Consider the following 19620-nt stretch of genomic DNA (forward strand, 5'->3'; position numbering starts at 1 on the left):
GCGATCTGGCACAACCGGGCCAACGGCACAGCCATCACACGATCACTCATCGCCTACGACCACTGACGAAGACTTCGGACTTACTCGTCTAGGCCTTGGCCTCCGCGAGGAGCTTCTGGACCCGGGAGATGCCCTCCACCAGGTCCTCGTCGCCCAGGGCGTAGGACAGGCGCAGGTAGCCCGGGGTGCCGAAGGCCTCGCCGGGGACGACCGCGACCTCGACCTCGTCCAGGATCAGGGCGGCGAGCTCGACGGAGGTCTGCGGGCGCTTGCCGCGGATCTCCTTGCCGAGGATCGCCTTGACCGAGGGGTACACGTAGAACGCGCCCTCGGGGGTCGGGCAGACGACGCCGTCGATCTCGTTCAGCATCCGCACCATCGTCTGGCGGCGCCGGTCGAAGGCGGTGCGCATCTCGTGGACCGCCTCGAGGTCGCCGGAGACGGCGGCCAGCGCCGCGACCTGCGCCACGTTGGAGACGTTGGAGGTGGCGTGCGACTGCAGGTTCGTCGCGGCCTTGACCACGTCCTTCGGGCCGATGATCCAGCCCACGCGCCAGCCGGTCATCGCGTACGTCTTCGCGACGCCGTTGACGACGATGCAGCGGTCGGCCAGCTCGGGGACGATCGCCGGGAGCGAGACGAACTTCGCGTCGCCGTAGACCAGGTGCTCGTAGATCTCGTCGGTCAGGACCCACAGGCCCTTGTCCGCGGCCCAGCGGCCGATCGCCTCGGCGTCGGCCTCGGTGTAGACCGCGCCCGTCGGGTTGGACGGGGAGACGAACAGGACGACCTTCGTGCGCTCGGTGCGGGCCGCTTCGAGCTGCTCGACGGAGACCCGGTAACCGGTGGTCTCGTCGGCGACGACCTCGACCGGGACACCGCCGGCGAGACGGATGGACTCCGGGTAGGTGGTCCAGTACGGAGCCGGGACGATGACCTCGTCGCCCGGGTCCAGGATCGCCGCGAAGGCCTCGTAGATCGCCTGCTTGCCGCCGTTGGTCACCAGCACCTGCGAGGCGTCGACCTCGTAGCCGGAGTCGCGCAGGGTCTTGGCGGCGATCGCGGCCTTGAGCTCGGGCAGACCGCCGGCCGGCGTGTAGCGGTGGTACTTCGGGGTGCGGCAGGCCTCGACCGCCGCCTCGACGATGTAGTCCGGGGTCGGGAAGTCGGGCTCGCCCGCGCCGAAGCCGATCACCGGGCGTCCGGCGGCCTTGAGGGCCTTGGCCTTGGCGTCCACGGCGAGGGTGGCGGACTCGGAAATGGCGCCGATACGGGCGGACACCCGGCGCTCGGAAGAAGGCGTTGCAGAGGTCATGCGAGCAATCGTCCCAGACGGCAAAGAAGTGCCGCACAACGTTTCAGTTACCGGACCCCGGGACGGCGCAGGGCCGGCCCGACGGGATCCTGTTCGACGTCAGGGCGCGGTTCACGTACACTCACCTGTCGTTGGACCTCGTCGACCGGCCCAAAGCGTGAGCACTCCGTGCACTCGCTCGGATGCGGTAGGTTGGGGGACGCAAAGGGTCGTAGCTCAATTGGTAGAGCACTGGTCTCCAAAACCAGCGGTTGGGGGTTCGAGTCCCTCCGGCCCTGCTCCACACTCCTTCTCGGATGTGTGTGCGCAGGTACGTACTTCGATGCAACGCCGTGCGGCGCAACCGGGCGCGGTACGGCCACGACCCGGATTCAGGTGAGAGACGTGACGGACGCCCTGGGCTCCATCGACATGCCTGACGCCGAGGACGACACCCGCGAGAAGAAGGCCCGCAAGGGCGGCAAGCGCGGCAAGAAGGGTCCTCTGGGCCGGCTCGCGCTGTTCTACCGCCAGATCGTCGCGGAACTCCGCAAGGTTGTATGGCCCACTCGCAACCAGCTCACGACGTACACCACCGTGGTGATTGTCTTCGTGGTCATCATGATCGGTCTGGTGACCGTGATTGACTATGGGTTCCAGGAAGCCATCAAGTTCGTCTTCGGCTGATCCCCGCGGAGGGCGGCGCCTTGATGGGTGCCGCCCGTTTTCGCATGTTCCACCACCTTTTGTATCCAGGAAGAAGCAGCCACCGTGTCTGACCCGAACCTGAACGCGAGCCACGACTCCGTCGAGTCCGTCGAGGACGCGCTCGACATCGTCGAGGCGGCGGACGCTGTGGACCCCGACGAGGCCGAGATCGCCGACGCCAAGGCGGGTGTCGCCGCCGAGGAGGCCGCGCTGCACGTCCAGGACGAGGTCGACGCCGACGCCGAGATCGAGGATGACGCCGAGGTCGAGGCGGCTGCCGACGACGCCGAGGAAGAGGGCGGCGCCGAGGTCGAGGCCGAGGCCGGCGAGGAGGCCGCCGAGGCCGAGCCCGCCGAGCCCGTCGACCCCATCCAGGCCCTGCGCGACGAGCTGCGCCTCCTGCCCGGCGAGTGGTACGTGATCCACACCTACGCCGGTTACGAGAAGCGCGTGAAGGCCAACCTGGAGCAGCGCGCCGTCTCGCTGAACGTCGAGGAGTTCATCTACCAGGCCGAGGTGCCCGAGGAAGAGATCGTCCAGATCAAGAACGGCGAGCGCAAGAACGTCCGGCAGAACAAGCTGCCCGGCTACGTTCTCGTCCGCATGGATCTGACGAACGAGTCCTGGGGCGTCGTCCGCAACACGCCTGGTGTCACCGGCTTCGTCGGCAACGCGTACGACCCGTACCCGCTGACGCTGGACGAGATCGTCAAGATGCTCGCCCCGGAGGCGCAGGAGAAGGCCGCCAAGGCCGCCGCGGAAGAGGCCGGCCTGCCGGCGCCCGCCGTCAAGCGCACCATCGAGGTCCTGGACTTCGAGGTCGGCGACTCGGTCACCGTCACCGACGGCCCCTTCGCCACGCTCCAGGCGACGATCAACGAGATCAACCCGGACTCGAAGAAGGTCAAGGGCCTCGTCGAGATCTTCGGCCGCGAGACCCCGGTCGAGCTCAGCTTCGACCAGATCCAGAAGAACTGATCTTCTGAACGAAAGCTTCCGGACAGGTCAGATCGCCCCGTGAAGGGCGGTCTGACCTGCTCGGTTTTTAGCCCCGCACCGATACCCGTTATCGTGGTGCGGTATGCCTCCATCCGGATGACCGGATCGGCGGCTGAAAACTCTCACTAGGACCCGGAGAGAGCAATGCCTCCCAAGAAGAAGAAGGTCACGGGGCTTATCAAGCTCCAGATCAAGGCCGGTGCGGCCAACCCGGCTCCGCCGGTCGGCCCCGCGCTCGGTCAGCACGGCGTCAACATCATGGAGTTCTGCAAGGCCTACAACGCTGCGACCGAGTCGCAGCGCGGCATGGTCGTGCCGGTGGAGATCACGGTCTACGAGGACCGCTCCTTCACCTTCATCACCAAGACTCCGCCGGCCGCGCGCCTCATCCTGAAGCACGCGGGCGTGGAGAAGGGCTCCGGCGAGCCCCACAAGACCAAGGTCGCCAAGCTCACGGCTGCCCAGGTCAAGGAGATCGCCGAGCTGAAGATGCCCGACCTGAACGCCAACGACATCGACGCCGCCGTGAAGATCATTTCCGGCACCGCGCGTTCGATGGGCATCACCGTCGAAGGCTGATCCAGCCCCCCTCCAGCACCACCAGTGGTAGGGCCAAGCGCTGGTCCGCACCACGACTCCACGCCAGAAACAACACAGGAGCAGAAGTGAAGCGCAGCAAGACTCTCCGCGCTGCGGACGCCAAGGTCGACCGGGAGAAGCTGTACGCCCCGCTCGAGGCCGTCCGTCTCGCCAAGGAGACCTCCGCGACCAAGTTCGACGGCACCGTCGAGGTCGCCTTCCGCCTGGGTGTCGACCCGCGCAAGGCCGACCAGATGGTCCGTGGCACCGTGAACCTCCCGCACGGCACCGGCAAGACCGCCCGGGTCCTGGTCTTCGCGACCGGTGACCGTGCTGCGGCCGCGGAAGCCGCCGGCGCCGACATTGTCGGCGACGACGAGCTGATCAACGAGATCGCCAAGGGCAACCGCCTGAACGAGTTCGACGCGGTGGTGGCCACTCCGGACCTCATGGGCAAGGTCGGCCGCCTCGGCCGCGTGCTCGGTCCCCGTGGCCTCATGCCGAACCCGAAGACCGGCACCGTCACGATGGACGTCGCCAAGGCTGTCACCGAGATCAAGGGTGGCAAGATCGAGTTCCGCGTCGACAAGCACTCGAACCTGCACTTCATCATCGGCAAGGTCTCCTTCTCCGATGAGCAGCTGGTCGAGAACTACGGCGCGGCCCTGGACGAGATCCTCCGTCTGAAGCCGTCCGCCGCGAAGGGCCGCTACGTCAAGAAGGCCGCCCTGAGCACCACCATGGGCCCCGGCATCCAGCTGGACCCGAACCGCACCCGGAACCTCCTCGTCGAGGAAGACCCGGCTGCTGTCTGAGCCTGACGGCTCGCCGAGTGGCTGAACGGGCCCCTCGCCCCCTCACGGGCGGCGAGGGGCCCGTTTTTCGCATGCCGCCCGCTCGGCCCCGGCCGGCGCCCAAGGGGGTTCCGAGGGGCCGCCCAGGGGCGATTTGCCTTGGGTCGACCGCTTCACGTACTCTTCCCCAGAAGCCAAAGACCGCTGGTCGTTGCCGTGCCCGCAAGAGCGCGGCGGCCGAAGGATCCGCTGAGTGCGGACGTCCTGCGCAGGTGTTCGTGGAGAAGCTCCCGGAGAGATTCGGTCGAGCTTACGCCCCGTGCGCTTGCGCCGGGGCGTTTCGTTTTGTTCAGCCCCTTCTGAGCGGTCCTCATCACCCGGAAGGAGGCCGACGCTCTATGGCAAGGCCCGACAAGGCTGCCGCGGTAGCCGAGCTCACGGACCAGTTCCAGAGCTCGAACGCCGCCGTGCTGACCGAGTACCGGGGTCTCACCGTTGCGCAGCTCAAGACGCTGCGTCGTTCGCTCGGTGAGAACGCCCAGTACGCCGTGGTGAAGAACACGCTGACCAAGATTGCGGCCAACCAGGCCGGGATCACCGCGCTGGACGAGCACTTCGCTGGTCCGACCGCGGTCGCCTTCATCACCGGTGACCCGGTGGAGTCGGCGAAGAGCCTGCGTGACTTCGCCAAGGAGAACCCGAATCTCATCATCAAGGCGGGTGTCCTTGATGGTAAGGCGCTCACCGCCGATGAGATCAAGAAGCTTGCGGACCTCGAGTCCCGCGAGGTTCTGCTCAGCAAGCTGGCCGGCGCGTTCAAGGGCAAGCAGTCTCAGGCTGCCTCGCTCTTCCAGGCGCTGCCGTCGAAGTTCGTCCGCACCGCGGAAGCGCTTCGCGTCAAGCTCGCCGAGCAGGGCGGTGCCGAGTAATTCGGCTCGCGCACTGATCCACGCCGCCTAGTGCGTGGGTCGTAGCGGGCCGTTACGCCCGCCTCTATATACATCCGGCACCTGCCGAATTAGTGGAAGGATCGCCCATCATGGCGAAGCTCTCTCAGGACGACCTCCTCGCCCAGTTCGAGGAGATGACCCTCATCGAGCTCTCCGAGTTCGTGAAGGCCTTCGAGGAGAAGTTCGACGTCACCGCCGCCGCGGCCGTCGCCGTTGCCGCCCCGGGTCAGGGTGGTGGCGACGCCGCCGCCGCCGAGGAGGAGAAGGACGAGTTCGACGTCATCCTCACCGGTGCCGGCGACAAGAAGATCCAGGTCATCAAGGTCGTGCGCGAGCTGACCTCCCTGGGTCTGAAGGAGGCCAAGGACCTCGTGGACGGCGCCCCGAAGCCGGTCCTCGAGAAGGTTGCCAAGGACGCCGCCGAGAAGGCCGCCGAGGCCCTCAAGGGCGCCGGTGCGGCCGTCGAGGTCAAGTAACACCTCTGGGGCCTCTCCGAGGCCCCAGCCAAGGGCGATCACCCGTAAGGGTGGTCGCCCTTTGGCGTACCGGCAGTGCCTGACTTGCCCTGGTCTCGTTGGGGAGTATGGTGATCTTCGTTGCCTCGAAGCAGGGTCCGGAGATGATCCGCTCGGAGCAGGGGGCCTTGACGAACGGGACGCGGCGCGCAATTCTCAGTCCCGTCGCCAGCTCGAATCGGCTCGATCCCATGCGATCCGGCTCGATCCGGGATCCGAGGCATGGATCGGCTACGAAGAGGGCAGTACTCATACGCGCTCTGTGTACGAGGGCCGCGACGATGTTGGGCGCAGTGTTGATGTGAAGAGACGTGGGGAAGGCCTGTTGCCGGTTGCCGGAAACCTGGTCTGGACATCAGTGAGCCAAGTGGCTACACTGACCCTTTGCGCTGCCTGTTAGCTGCCCCCTGCCCGTCGCCAGGGGCATGCCCACGCTCGAGCACACTTGATTGATACGCCCTGACCTGGTCTTTTGGCCAGTTCGGGAGGGGTCTGTCTTCTGTGTCGGCTGGGACCGGTACGCGCGTAGTGAGTCCGAGCCCTCGGAAGGACCCCCTCTTGGCCGCCTCGCGCAACGCCTCGACCAATACGAACAACGGTGCCAGCACCGCCCCGCTGCGCATCTCCTTTGCAAAGATCAAGGAGCCCCTCGAGGTTCCGAACCTCCTGGCGCTGCAGACCGAAAGCTTTGACTGGCTGCTCGGCAATGCCGCCTGGAAGGCTCGCGTCGAGTCGGCGCTTGAGAGTGGACAGGACGTCCCCACCAAGTCCGGTCTGGAAGAGATCTTCGAGGAGATCTCGCCGATCGAGGACTTCTCCGGGTCGATGTCGCTGACCTTCCGCGACCACCGTTTCGAGCCGGCGAAGAACTCTGTCGACGAGTGCAAGGAGCGCGACTTCACGTACGCGGCTCCGCTGTTCGTCACGGCCGAGTTCACGAACAACGAGACCGGAGAGATCAAGTCTCAGACGGTCTTCATGGGCGACTTCCCGCTCATGACCAACAAGGGCACCTTCGTCATCAACGGCACCGAGCGTGTCGTCGTGTCGCAGCTTGTCCGATCCCCTGGTGTCTACTTCGACTCCTCCATCGACAAGACGTCCGACAAGGACATCTTCTCCGCCAAGATCATCCCGTCCCGGGGTGCCTGGCTGGAGATGGAGGTCGACAAGCGCGACATGGTCGGTGTCCGCATCGACCGCAAGCGCAAGCAGTCCGTCACCGTCCTCCTGAAGGCTCTCGGCTGGACCACCGAGCAGATCCTCGAGGAGTTCGGCGAGTACGAGTCCATGCGCGCCACCCTGGAGAAGGACCACACCCAGGGTCAGGACGACGCGCTGCTCGACATCTACCGCAAGCTGCGCCCGGGCGAGCCGCCGACCCGCGAGGCCGCTCAGACGCTGCTCGAGAACCTCTACTTCAACCCGAAGCGCTACGACCTCGCGAAGGTCGGCCGCTACAAGGTGAACAAGAAGCTCGGCGCCGACGAGCCGCTCGACGCCGGTGTGCTCACCACCGACGACATCATCGCGACGATCAAGTACCTGGTGAAGCTCCACGCGGGCGAGACCGAGACCGTCGGCGAGTCGGGCCGGGAGATCGTCGTCGAGACCGACGACATCGACCACTTCGGCAACCGTCGTATCCGCAACGTCGGCGAGCTCATCCAGAACCAGGTCCGTACGGGTCTCGCCCGTATGGAGCGCGTCGTGCGCGAGCGCATGACGACCCAGGACGTCGAGGCGATCACGCCGCAGACCCTGATCAACATCCGGCCGGTCGTCGCCTCCATCAAGGAGTTCTTCGGCACCAGCCAGCTGTCGCAGTTCATGGACCAGAACAACCCGCTGTCGGGGCTGACGCACAAGCGTCGTCTGAACGCCCTCGGCCCGGGTGGTCTGTCCCGTGAGCGGGCCGGCTTCGAGGTCCGTGACGTTCACCCGTCGCACTACGGCCGCATGTGCCCCATCGAGACCCCTGAAGGCCCGAACATCGGTCTGATCGGCTCGCTGGCCTCCTACGGCCGGATCAACCCGTTCGGTTTCATCGAGACCCCGTACCGCAAGGTCGTCGACGGTGTCGTCACCGACGAGGTCGACTACCTCACGGCCGACGAGGAAGACCGCTTCGTCATCGCCCAGGCGAACGCCCGCCTGAACGACGAGATGCGCTTCACCGAGAACCGCGTGCTGGTCCGCCGTCGTGGTGGCGAGATCGACTACATCGCCGGTGACGACGTCGACTACATGGACGTCTCCCCGCGCCAGATGGTGTCCGTCGCGACCGCGATGATCCCGTTCCTCGAGCACGACGACGCCAACCGTGCCCTCATGGGCGCGAACATGATGCGCCAGGCCGTTCCGCTCATCAAGGCGGAGGCGCCGCTCGTCGGCACCGGCATGGAGTACCGCTGCGCCGTCGACGCCGGTGACTCGATCAAGGCGGAGAAGGACGGTGTCGTCCAGGAGGTCTCGGCCGACTACATCACCGTCGCCAACGACGACGGCACGTACACCACGTACCGCGTCTCCAAGTTCTCCCGCTCGAACCAGGGCACCTCGGTCAACCAGAAGGTGATCGTCAACGAAGGCGACCGGATCGCCGAGGACCAGGTCCTCGCCGACGGCCCGGCCACCGAAGAGGGCGAGATGGCCCTCGGCAAGAACCTGCTCGTCGCGTTCATGCCGTGGGAAGGCCACAACTACGAGGACGCGATCATCCTGTCGCAGCGCCTCGTGCAGGACGACGTCCTCTCCTCGATCCACATCGAGGAGCACGAGGTCGACGCCCGTGACACCAAGCTGGGCCCCGAGGAGATCACCCGGGACATCCCGAACGTCTCCGAGGAGGTCCTGGCGGACCTCGACGAGCGCGGCATCATCCGCATCGGTGCCGACGTGGTCGCCGGCGACATCCTGGTCGGCAAGGTCACGCCCAAGGGCGAGACCGAGCTGACCCCGGAGGAGCGCCTGCTCCGCGCGATCTTCGGTGAGAAGGCCCGCGAGGTGCGTGACACCTCGCTGAAGGTCCCCCACGGTGAGATCGGCAAGGTCATCGGTGTCCGCGTCTTCGACCGCGAGGAGGGCGACGAGCTTCCTCCGGGCGTGAACCAGCTGGTCCGCGTCTACGTCGCCCAGAAGCGCAAGATCACCGACGGTGACAAGCTCGCCGGCCGTCACGGCAACAAGGGTGTTATCTCGAAGATCCTTCCGATCGAGGACATGCCGTTCCTCGAGGACGGAACTCCGGTCGACATCATCCTGAACCCGCTGGGTGTCCCGTCCCGAATGAACCCGGGACAGGTCCTGGAGATCCACCTCGGCTGGCTCGCCAGCCGCGGCTGGGACGTCTCCGGTCTGGCGGACGAGTGGGCGCAGCGCCTCCAGGCGATCGGCGCCGACCAGGTCGCTCCCGGTACCAACGTCGCCACCCCGGTGTTCGACGGTGCCCGCGAGGACGAGCTGGCCGGTCTGCTGCAGCACACCATCCCGAACCGCGACGGCGAGCGCATGGTGCTCCCGACCGGTAAGGCGCGTCTGTTCGACGGCCGCTCCGGCGAGCCGTTCCCGGACCCGATCTCGATCGGGTACATGTACATCCTCAAGCTCCACCACCTGGTCGACGACAAGCTCCACGCCCGGTCGACCGGCCCCTACTCGATGATCACGCAGCAGCCGCTGGGTGGTAAGGCGCAGTTCGGTGGCCAGCGCTTCGGTGAGATGGAGGTGTGGGCGCTCGAGGCTTATGGCGCCGCTTACGCCCTCCAGGAGCTGCTGACCATCAAGTCCGACGACGTGACCGGTCGCGTGAAGGTCTACGAGGCCATCGTCAAGGGCGAGAACATCCCCGAGCCGGGCATTCCCGAGTCCTTCAAGGTGCTCATCAAGGAAATGCAGTCGCTCTGCCTCAACGTGGAGGTGCTGTCCTCGGACGGCATGTCCATCGAGATGCGCGACACCGACGAGGACGTCTTCCGCGCGGCGGAGGAGCTCGGTATCGACCTGTCCCGGCGCGAGCCGAGCAGCGTCGAAGAGGTCTGACGGGCCTGACGGGGGGCTCGCTCAAGAGCCCCCCGTCATCCCCGGGACCGTTCAGACCATGATTGAGACTCGACCCCGAAAGAGGGATTGACGCACAGTGCTCGACGTCAACTTCTTCGACGAGCTGCGGATCGGCCTTGCCACCGCGGACGACATCCGAACCTGGTCGCACGGCGAGGTCAAGAAGCCGGAGACCATCAACTACCGCACCCTCAAGCCCGAGAAGGACGGACTCTTCTGCGAGAAGATCTTCGGTCCGACCCGGGACTGGGAGTGCTACTGCGGCAAGTACAAGCGTGTCCGCTTCAAGGGCATCATCTGTGAGCGCTGTGGCGTCGAGGTCACGCGCGCCAAGGTGCGCCGTGAGCGGATGGGCCACATCGAGCTTGCCGCTCCCGTCACCCACATCTGGTACTTCAAGGGCGTCCCGTCGCGCCTGGGCTACCTGCTGGACCTCGCGCCGAAGGACCTCGAGAAGGTCATTTACTTCGCCGCGTACATGATCACGTTCGTGGACGACGAGCGCCGCACCCGCGACCTCCCGTCGCTGGAGGCCCACGTCTCCGTCGAGCGCCAGCAGATCGAGAACCGCCGTGACGCGGACCTCGAAGGCCGTGCCAAGAAGCTCGAGACCGACCTGGCCGAGCTCGAGGCCGAGGGCGCCAAGGCCGACGTGCGCCGCAAGGTGCGCGAAGGCGCCGAGCGCGAGATGAAGCAGCTCCGTGACCGCGCCCAGCGCGAGATCGACCGCCTCGACGAGGTGTGGACCCGCTTCAAGAACCTCAAGGTCCAGGACCTCGAGGGCGACGAGCTGCTCTACCGCGAGCTGCGCGACCGCTTCGGCACGTACTTCGACGGCTCGATGGGTGCCGCGGCGCTGCAGAAGCGCCTCGAGTCCTTCGACCTCGAGGAGGAGGCCGAGCGCCTCCGCGAGATCATCCGTACCGGCAAGGGCCAGAAGAAGACCCGTGCGCTCAAGCGCCTCAAGGTCGTCTCCGCGTTCCTGCAGACCAGCAACAGCCCCAAGGGCATGGTGCTGGACTGCGTGCCGGTGATCCCGCCGGACCTGCGTCCGATGGTGCAGCTGGACGGTGGCCGCTTCGCGACCTCCGACCTGAACGACCTGTACCGCCGCGTGATCAACCGCAACAACCGTCTGAAGCGGCTCCTCGACCTCGGCGCGCCCGAGATCATCGTGAACAACGAGAAGCGCATGCTTCAGGAGGCCGTGGACGCCCTCTTCGACAACGGTCGTCGTGGTCGTCCGGTGACCGGTCCCGGCAACCGTCCCCTGAAGTCCCTCAGCGACATGCTGAAGGGCAAGCAGGGTCGATTCCGCCAGAACCTCCTCGGCAAGCGCGTGGACTACTCCGCGCGTTCCGTGATCGTCGTCGGTCCGCAGCTGAAGCTGCACCAGTGCGGCCTGCCCAAGGCCATGGCGCTGGAGCTCTTCAAGCCGTTCGTGATGAAGCGCCTGGTCGACCTGAACCACGCGCAGAACATCAAGAGCGCCAAGCGCATGGTCGAGCGCGGCCGCACGGTCGTGTACGACGTGCTCGAAGAGGTCATCGCCGAGCACCCGGTCCTGCTGAACCGTGCGCCCACGCTGCACCGCCTCGGCATCCAGGCCTTCGAGCCCCAGCTGGTCGAAGGCAAGGCCATCCAGATCCACCCGCTCGTCTGCACCGCGTTCAACGCGGACTTCGACGGTGACCAGATGGCCGTGCACCTGCCGCTCTCCGCGGAGGCGCAGGCCGAGGCCCGCATCCTGATGCTGTCCTCGAACAACATCCTCAAGCCGGCCGACGGCCGTCCGGTCACGATGCCGACCCAGGACATGGTCCTCGGTCTGTTCTTCCTGACCACCGACGGTGAGCTCCGTGACACCAAGGGCGAGGGCCGCGCGTTCGGCTCCACGGCCGAGGCGATCATGGCGTTCGACGCCGGCGAGCTCGCGCTGCAGTCGTCCGTCGACATCCGCTTCCCGGTGGGCACCATCCCGCCGCGTGGCTGGGTGCCGCCGGTCGCCGAAGAGGGCGAGCAGGAGTTCCAGCCGGGCGACAGCTTCCGTCTGCGGACCACGCTGGGCCGCGCGCTCTTCAACGAGCTGCTGCCCGAGGACTACCCGTTCGTCGACTACTCGGTGGGCAAGAAGCAGCTCTCCGAGATCGTCAACGACCTGGCGGAGCGCTACCCCAAGGTCATCGTGGCGGCGACGCTCGACAACCTGAAGGCGGCCGGCTTCCACTGGGCGACCCGTTCGGGCGTCACCGTGGCCATCTCCGACGTCGTCGTGCCCGAGGCCAAGAAGGCCATCGTCGCGGGCTACGAGGCGATGGACGAGAAGGTCCAGAAGCAGTACGAGCGCGGTCTGATCACCAAGGACGAGCGCACGCAGGAGCTCATCGCGATCTGGACCAAGGCGACCAACGAGGTTGCCGAGGCGATGAACGCGAACTTCCCCAAGACGAACCCCATCTTCATGATGGTTGACTCGGGTGCCCGAGGAAACATGATGCAGATGCGACAGATCGCCGGTATGCGTGGTCTGGTGTCGAACGCGAAGAACGAGACCATCCCGCGTCCGATCAAGGCGTCCTTCCGTGAGGGCCTCACCGTTCTGGAGTACTTCATCTCCACGCACGGTGCCCGTAAGGGTCTGGCGGACACCGCCCTGCGTACCGCCGACTCGGGTTACCTGACTCGTCGTCTGGTGGACGTCTCGCAGGACGTGATCATCCGCGAGGAGGACTGCGGCACCGAGCGCGGCCTGAAGCTGAAGATCGCCGTTCGCGGCGAGGACGGCGTGCTGCGCAAGGCCGACGACGTCGAGACCTCGATCTACGCCCGCATGCTGGCCGAGGACGTCGTCATCGACGGCAAGGTCATCGCGCCGGCCAATGTCGACCTCGGTGACGTGCTCATCGACGCCCTGGTCGCCAACGGCGTCGAGGAGGTCAAGACCCGCTCGGTCCTGACCTGTGAGTCCGCGGTCGGCACCTGTGCCTTCTGCTACGGACGCTCGCTCGCCACCGGCAAGCTGGTCGACATCGGTGAGGCGGTCGGCATCATCGCCGCCCAGTCCATCGGTGAGCCCGGTACCCAGCTGACGATGCGTACCTTCCACACCGGTGGTGTGGCCGGTGACGACATCACGCAGGGTCTGCCGCGTGTCGTCGAGCTCTTCGAGGCCCGTACCCCGAAGGGTGTCGCCCCGATCTCCGAGGCCGCCGGCCGCGTGCGGATCGAGGAGACGGAGAAGACGAAGAAGATCGTCATCACCCCGGACGACGGCAGCGACGAGACGGCCTTCCCGATCTCGAAGCGCGCCAAGGTCATCGTGTCCGAGGGCGACCACGTCGAGGTGGGCCAGAAGCTCACCATGGGTGCCACCAACCCGCACGACGTGCTGCGCATCCTCGGCCAGCGTGCCGTCCAGGTCCACCTGGTCGGCGAAGTCCAGAAGGTCTACAACTCGCAGGGCGTGTCGATCCACGACAAGCACATCGAGATCATCATCCGGCAGATGCTGCGCCGCGTGACGATCATCGAGTCCGGCGACGCGGAGCTCCTGCCGGGCGAGCTGGTCGAGCGGTCGAAGTTCGAGACCGAGAACCGTCGTGTGGTCACCGAGGGCGGTCACCCCGCCTCCGGCCGTCCGCAGCTGATGGGTATCACCAAGGCCTCGCTGGCGACGGAGTCCTGGCTGTCGGCCGCCTCCTTCCAGGAGACGACCCGAGTCCTGACGGATGCGGCGATCAACGCCAAGTCCGACAGCCTCATCGGCCTCAAGGAGAACGTCATCATCGGTAAGCTCATCCCGGCCGGTACGGGCCTCGCCCGCTACCGCAACATCCGGGTGGAGCCCACCGAGGAGGCCAAGGCCGCGATGTACTCGGCCGTCGGCTACGACGACATCGACTACTCGCCCTTCGGCACCGGCTCCGGCCAGGCTGTCCCGCTGGAGGACTACGACTACGGCCCCTACAACGGCTGAGTCGCAGAAGAGCAGTAACCGCAGGGCGGTCACCCGAGAGGGTGGCCGCCCTGCGGCGTTTCTCAACGAGCGGGCTGGAGGTATGGCTGGAGGTGGTGCAGCCGGGTGCGGGGGTCGGGGTGGGTGGAGAGCAGCCGGTCCAGGGTGCCGGGCTCGGTGAACGGCTTGCCGGTCCGGACGAGCACCGCGTGCTTCTCCTGCTCCTCCTGGACCATCACCCCGTGCAGCATCTGCGCGAGCATCGGCGCGAAGCCGAGTACGGCGGCGTGTTCGTCGGCCCGCAGCTCGGCGCGCCGGCCCACCGCGGCCGTCAGGTAGGGCATCACGAGCAGCAGCAGGGGGAGCCCGTACGTGGCGGTGATCGTCACCAGGGTGAACAGGCCCACGACGATGATCACGACCCCGGCCGCCAGGTAGGAGAAGAAGCTGGTGAACCGGATGACGAAGACGGTCACCACCCGGATGACCTGCCAGGCGATCCGCCCCGGCAGGGAGTACCACCAGCCCAGCAGCCCGGACCAGGCGTGGCCGCCGGTGTGGTGGCCGAGCTCGTGGGCCAGTACGGCGGCGAGCTGGGACTTCGGCAGGTTCTCCAGGGCGTACCGGGTGACGCCGACGATGTGGCCCGCGGCCGCGTAGGCGTTGAGGTGGTCGCTGTCCTCGATCCACAGCTCGTAGCGGCTGCCGTCGATGCCGGCGCGGGCCGTGACCTCGCGCCACACCGGGGTGAGCGCGGCCAGCTCGTGGGGGAGCGGCCGTTGCAGGCGCAGCAGGTGGCGGGCGAAGAAGTCCTCGCTGGGCCGGTGGAAGACCAGGGCCCCCGAGGCGATCCAGAGCAGGGCGGGCACCCAGGCGGGCAGGCCGGTCAGGGCCTCCAGGAGGGTGGCGAGGAGCAGGACCACCATCAGGCTCATCAGGAACCCGGGGACGTGCAGGGCGAGCTGCCCGAAGGCGGTGGCGTCGGCGCTGCGCTGCTGGGCCTTGATGTGGACGCGGGTGCCGGGGGCGATCTGGTAGTCCAGGTCGTCGAGGGGGGCGGGCGGCGGGACCGGGGCCTGGGCGGGGACGGGTAACGGGGCGTGGGCCGGCGGCTGCGGCGGCAGCTGAGGGTACGCGGGGGCCGGGGGCTGGGGCGGAGCCGGCTGGTAGGCCGGGTAGGCGGGCGGCTGGGCCTGCGGATACACGGGCGGCTGGGGTGGCTGGGGCGGTTGCTGGGGCTGCGGGTATGCGGGTGGCCGGGGTGGCCGGGGTGGCTGCTGGGGCTGTGGGGAGGCCGCCGGGTACACCAGGGGTGGTGGGCTCTGGGGGTACTGGGGGTACTGGGGGTATTCGGGGGCCCGGGGGTCCTGCGGGTACGGGGGGTTCTGCGGGTACTCGGGTGGCTGGTTCATCGTGATCCTTCGTTGTTCGGGGACGTCAGCCGATGAGCAGGGCGGCGGGGAGCAGGACGGCGGCGGTGCAGAACGCGAAGAGGCCGGTCCTGATCCACTGGTGCTTGCGGGCGGCGATCCGGCTGTTCTCCGCGAGCGCCGCCATCAGCGAGGCTCCGGGATCGCGGTCGGTGTCGGCGAGGGCCTCGGCGAGACGGCCCTGGCGGACCGCCGAGCGGATGTCGCCGAAGTACGAGAGCGGGGTGCCGGGACGCCACTGGGCCGCGCGGTAGCGGGGCAGCACCGCGAGCAGCAGGGCGGGCAGGGCCAGGGCCAGGGCGGTGGCCCCCGTCCACCAGACGGCGGTGCCCGGGGTGGAGAGCGAGTCCGGCCGCCAGCCCTTCCCGGCGAGGAGCGCGCTGATCACCCCGGCGGTCATCCCCAGGGCGCCGACCAGCACCGAAGCCTTGCTGTCGGCCCGGGCTATCTCCCCGCGCAGGTCGGCGAGCAGGCGGGCGGCGGCCTCGCCGCCGGCCGGGGCGGGGACCGGGGCGGGGACCGAGGTCGAGGTCGTAGTCGCGGTCGGGGTCGGGGGCGCGGTCACGGCTGCGGCCTTCCGTCGTCGGTCTCGGTCTCGGTCTGGGGCTCGGTCTCGCCCCCGGCCTCGGGGGCCGGTTGCGGCGGCGGCTGTACGGGAGCGGTCCCGTACCCGGGCGGCGGCTCCCACTGCTGGAAGGTCGGGGGCGGTCCGAACTGCCCGGCCGGGGCCGCGGGCGGCCGCGCGGTCGGCGGAGCCTGGGGCGGCTGCGGCGGGACGTGGGGCGGTCCCGGGGGCGGACCCGGCGGCGGTCCCTGGAGCGGCTGCGCCGACGGCGGTCCGGGCGGCGCGGCCTGCGGCGGGATCTGGCCCGGATACGGCGGGACAGGCGGGGCAGGAGGGGCCGGCGGAGCCGGGTCGTGGGGGACGCCGGGGAGGCGCTGGTTGAGGATGTCGTTCATGGCGCGCAGCGCCAGCTGCTTGGGCCCCTGCAACTCGTGCCGCTCGGCCCCGCCGTCGGCGAGGACCTGGCTGACCAGGCTCATCTGGTCCCTGATCATCTGGAGCTGGTCCTCGCGCATGGTCCGCATGACGAGGGCCGAGTCCTCCGGGTGCTGGGCCAGGTGCAGGGCCCACCCGTGCACCCCGCCCTGCTCCAGGTGCCACTGGTAGAAGGCGATCTTCTCGGCCTCGACCCGCTGGAGCTCCGCCTGCTGGCGGCTGAGCTCCATGCGCTGCTGGTGCTCCCACTGCTGCTGCTGGAGGGCGAGCTGGTGCTGCCGGCTGCCGTAGGCCAGCGCCCGTCCGGTCGTGAGCTCGTCCTGCAGGCGGGCCCGCTGGTCGAGCTGGACGTCGTACTGCATGCCGAGTTCCTCGGTGAGGATCTGCTCGGCGGTGCCGTGCCGGATGGCCTGCAGGCGCAGCTGGTGGTCGATGTTCTCCTGGTCGCGGCGCAGCCGGACGGTCCAGGAGGTCTGCAGTCCGCAGTCCGCGCCGAGCGGGCGGGCCTCGGGCAGCACCCGCAGCAGTTCCCCCTCGGCCCCCGCACTGTCCGCGATGGCGAAGCGCCGGGCGACCGGCCGGGCGGCCTGCTCCAGCTCGCCCAGCAGCAGCCGCGGCACGTCGCGCCGGCCGCTCGCCACGAACAGGGCGGGATCCGCCACCCGCCAGCTGATCTCCACGGCCACCACGAACTGGTAGGCGTCGTTGTCGCTGGGCAGCTCGATGTCCGCGCGGACGTGGTGGACTCCCGTGTCGACCTCGTACACCGCCGTGTACCCGCGGGTGGAGCCGGGCCGGTGCGGCGGCAGGAAGGCCACGTACCCGCCCTTGGTGGTCGAGAAGACCAGAGCGTGGTCGATGCGGGTCTGCAGCTTGCGGAACACCTCGAACCGCCCGAGCTGCTGGACGGTGATCACGGGGTCGATCAGCTGGGTGTGCCGGTCGGCGGGCTGTTCCCAGTCCGGGCGGCGGCGGGGATCGGACATCGTGCGGCTTCTCCTCGGTTCAGTGGGCCGGCAGTACGGTCAGCAGGCGCGCGGAGACGGCGGGCACCTGGCCCTGGTTCCCGGAGCGCAGCAGGTGGGACAGCCGGTCGTGTTCATCGGGACGGGTGACCAGGGCGGGCAGGAGAGCGGCGAGCGCCCATTCGGTGTCGCGGTCGCGGTCGGCGGCCACCACCCACTCGTGCAGCAGGTCCAGGGCCTCCTCCTGGCGGCCGGGACGGTCCAGCGCGGCCCGCCACAGAAGGGCGATGCCCCGGGCCGAGGCGGGCCTGGAGGTGGCGGCGCGGGCGTACCAGCCCAGGACCAGCGGGCGGCCGTGGGGCTCGTCCTCCTCCGTGTGCGTGCACGCCCGCAGGAATCCGTCGAGCGCGAGGTCGATGGCGGCCCGGTCGTCGTCGCGGGTGTCCAGCAGCTCGTCGAGGACCGCGTCGCGCGCGTCCGAGAGCAGCAGCAGCTCGACGGACTGGGCGACCTCGGCCGCCGTCTCGTCGTCGTCCGCGTCGAGCGAGCGCACGGCCGCGCGCAGTGCCTCGACCGTCTCCGCCGGCCGCTCGTCGCCGATCAGCCCGTGGACGCGGATCGCGGCCCAGCGCAGCCGCGGGTGGCTCGTACCGTCGGCGCACCAGCGGTCGGTGATCCGCGGGATGTTCGGGGTGCCGATGACGTGCGCGAGGGCGAGGGCGTTGACGGCGCCGATCCGCAGCCACGGGCGGTCGGACCGGGCCCACTCCTCGATGACCAGGGCCATGGCGGAGGGCAGGTCGTGCAGGGCGAGGACGGCGACGGTGGACGCGGCCCGGGTGCGGACGAAGGACCGCCCGTCGGCGGCGAGCAGCCGCAGCCAGCCGACCAGGGCGGGGCGGGCGGACGGGTGTCCGGTCCACACCTCGCGGAGCAGGACCGCCGCGAGACGGTCGTCCCGGAAAGCGGCCATCGACTGGGTGACCGGACCCCACTCGGTCTGCTCCTCCTTCGGGTAGCGGACGGCGCGGGCCAGCTGGAGGCGCTTGGCGGGATTGGTGCCGAAGACGGGGACGGCCGCGGGCCGGGCCGGGTCCTCGGTGCGCTGGAGGAGGCCGAAGAGGAGGTCGCTGAGTTCGGCGGTGAGGGCGTACGGGCCTTTGTGGAAGGCGGCGAGGGCGACGAGGAAGGCCTTCTCCCGCAGGTGCAGGATCCCGTCCTCGTCCTCGAACCACTCCTGGACCTGCTGTTCCAGGGCGCCCTGCGAGAAGGCCTCGATCTCCGACGCGTCGCCGCCGAGGAGGCAGTGGCGTCCCAGTACGTCGGCGAACCGCGCGGCCTCGCGGAGCTGTGGGTGGTGGTCGAGGAAGTCGGTGACGGCCGGCAGGGCCATCAGCCGCCGCAGCTCGTCGCCCTCACCCACCGCGGCCCGCAGAGAGGAGCGCAGCACGGCCGCGGCGCCGGGCGGCTGCCACGGGTGGCCCGCGACACCCTCCAGACGGGTGTGCGGACCAGCGGTGATCACCAGGTAGCTGTGCTCGCCGAGCTTGTCCCGGGCGGCCAGCAGATGGGTGTCGCGCAGCGGCTGGTTCCGGGCGGTGATCGGGTCGCACAGCACGTATCCGCGTGCCTGCTCGCTGCCGAGCCGTTCGGCCAGTTCCTCGGGCGCCGTGCTCCGGTCCAGTGCGTGCACCGAACCGGTGCGCAGGCGTTCCAGCAGCATGAGCGCGGCGGTGCGCCGGCCGGTGAAGCGGGGTCCGGTGAGGACCAGGACCCGCTCCTTGCGGAGCTGGTCCAGCAGGTCCCGGAAGTTGCTGCCTTCTTCGGTGAACGCCTGGTCGAGGCCGGTGAGGGTGGCTCGGGGGACTTCGCCCGAGGCGTGTGAGGCGCCGCCGAGCGACACGTTGTTGACGGTGATGCCGCCGTGGAAGACGCCACCGCTGATGCCGTGGTTGACGCCGCCGAAGAGCCCGCCGCCGACGCCGCCCCGCATGGCGTCGGGGATGCCGCGCAGCAGGTCCCGGCGGGCGTCGTACGCGCTCTGCGGCGGGGCCTCCTCGGGAGCCGCGGCGGCGGCCGGCTCGGCCGGGGACTGCGCCGGATCCGGCACCTCGGCCGGAGCGGAGGAGTCCGCCACCGGCGTGCTCATCGGCGGTCACCGCCGCCCAGCCGGATGTCGCCGTGGAAGGTGCCGCCCGCGATGCCGTGGTTGACGCCGCCGAACTGTCCGCCGTTGATCACTTGGGCAGGCCGAGTCGGGGCTTCCGTCCGGGCCCGGGGGGGGGGGGGGGGGGGGGGGGGGGGGGGGGGGGGGGGGGGGGGGGGGGGGGGGGGGGGGGGGGGGGGAGGGGGGGGGAGGGAGGGGGGGG

At 68.8% G+C, this 19620-nt stretch carries 13 protein-coding genes and 1 tRNA gene; 9 read left to right on the plus strand and 5 right to left on the minus strand.

Translation table 11 applies throughout. The features are described from left to right. Positions 1 to 88: 88 nt before the first annotated feature. Positions 89 to 1315: a pyridoxal phosphate-dependent aminotransferase gene (locus ACZ6I1_RS33995; protein ID WP_469292891.1), complete on the minus strand. Its 1227-nt coding sequence runs from the start codon at positions 1313 to 1315 to the stop codon at positions 89 to 91. Positions 1316 to 1520: 205 nt separating this feature from the next. Between ACZ6I1_RS33995 and ACZ6I1_RS34000 the strand changes: the two genes are divergently transcribed. The 9 genes from ACZ6I1_RS34000 (at position 1521) to ACZ6I1_RS34040 (ending at position 13877) form a co-directional block, all read left to right on the plus strand. Further along, positions 1521 to 1593: transfer RNA gene (locus tag ACZ6I1_RS34000), tRNA-Trp, on the plus strand. 106 nt (positions 1594 to 1699) lie between these two features. Further along, on the plus strand, positions 1700 to 1981 hold the full coding sequence (secE, locus tag ACZ6I1_RS34005) for a preprotein translocase subunit SecE (RefSeq protein ID WP_030298162.1): 282 nt from the start codon (positions 1700 to 1702) through the stop codon (positions 1979 to 1981). Between the two features lie 84 nt (positions 1982 to 2065). Then, entirely contained in the window at positions 2066 to 2980 is a 915-nt protein-coding gene (nusG, locus tag ACZ6I1_RS34010) for a transcription termination/antitermination protein NusG (protein ID WP_469292892.1), read from the plus strand. 165 nt (positions 2981 to 3145) lie between these two features. Then, entirely contained in the window at positions 3146 to 3580 is a 435-nt protein-coding gene (gene rplK / locus ACZ6I1_RS34015) for a 50S ribosomal protein L11 (protein WP_069921505.1), read from the plus strand. An 86-nt stretch (positions 3581 to 3666) separates the two neighbouring features. Continuing rightward, the gene (rplA, locus tag ACZ6I1_RS34020; protein WP_469292894.1) at positions 3667 to 4395 is read left to right on the plus strand and encodes a 50S ribosomal protein L1; all 729 of its coding nucleotides are present in this window, start codon (positions 3667 to 3669) and stop codon (positions 4393 to 4395) included. A 377-nt stretch (positions 4396 to 4772) separates the two neighbouring features. Further along, on the plus strand, positions 4773 to 5303 hold the full coding sequence (rplJ, locus tag ACZ6I1_RS34025; protein ID WP_215144029.1) for a 50S ribosomal protein L10: 531 nt from the start codon (positions 4773 to 4775) through the stop codon (positions 5301 to 5303). Positions 5304 to 5413: 110 nt separating this feature from the next. Further along, positions 5414 to 5800, plus strand: a complete 387-nt coding sequence (rplL, locus tag ACZ6I1_RS34030; protein ID WP_048474779.1) for a 50S ribosomal protein L7/L12 — start codon at positions 5414 to 5416, stop codon at positions 5798 to 5800. A 597-nt stretch (positions 5801 to 6397) separates the two neighbouring features. Beyond that, complete coding sequence (gene rpoB, locus ACZ6I1_RS34035) at positions 6398 to 9880, plus strand: DNA-directed RNA polymerase subunit beta (protein ID WP_469292896.1); 3483 nt, start codon at positions 6398 to 6400, stop codon at positions 9878 to 9880. 97 nt (positions 9881 to 9977) lie between these two features. After that, the gene (locus tag ACZ6I1_RS34040) at positions 9978 to 13877 is read left to right on the plus strand and encodes a DNA-directed RNA polymerase subunit beta' (protein ID WP_469292898.1); all 3900 of its coding nucleotides are present in this window, start codon (positions 9978 to 9980) and stop codon (positions 13875 to 13877) included. Positions 13878 to 13939: 62 nt separating this feature from the next. Here the strand turns inward: ACZ6I1_RS34040 and ACZ6I1_RS34045 are convergent, their stop codons facing one another. The 4 genes from ACZ6I1_RS34045 to ACZ6I1_RS34060 all read right to left on the minus strand — a co-directional run bounded on the left by ACZ6I1_RS34045 (position 13940) and on the right by ACZ6I1_RS34060 (position 19400). Then, the gene (locus tag ACZ6I1_RS34045) at positions 13940 to 15061 is read right to left on the minus strand and encodes a M48 family metalloprotease (protein WP_469292899.1); all 1122 of its coding nucleotides are present in this window, start codon (positions 15059 to 15061) and stop codon (positions 13940 to 13942) included. Between the two features lie 232 nt (positions 15062 to 15293). Beyond that, entirely contained in the window at positions 15294 to 15851 is a 558-nt protein-coding gene (locus tag ACZ6I1_RS34050) for a Pycsar system effector family protein (RefSeq protein ID WP_469292900.1), read from the minus strand. Next, complete coding sequence (locus ACZ6I1_RS34055) at positions 15848 to 17272, minus strand: hypothetical protein (RefSeq protein ID WP_469292901.1); 1425 nt, start codon at positions 17270 to 17272, stop codon at positions 15848 to 15850. The genes ACZ6I1_RS34050 and ACZ6I1_RS34055 overlap by 4 nt, the downstream gene beginning before the upstream one ends. A gap of 19 nt (positions 17273 to 17291) precedes the next feature. Further along, the gene (locus ACZ6I1_RS34060; protein ID WP_469292902.1) at positions 17292 to 19400 is read right to left on the minus strand and encodes a hypothetical protein; all 2109 of its coding nucleotides are present in this window, start codon (positions 19398 to 19400) and stop codon (positions 17292 to 17294) included. Positions 19401 to 19620 lie beyond the last annotated feature (220 nt).

It is taken from the genome of Streptomyces sp. NPDC046303 (assembly GCF_055588085.1).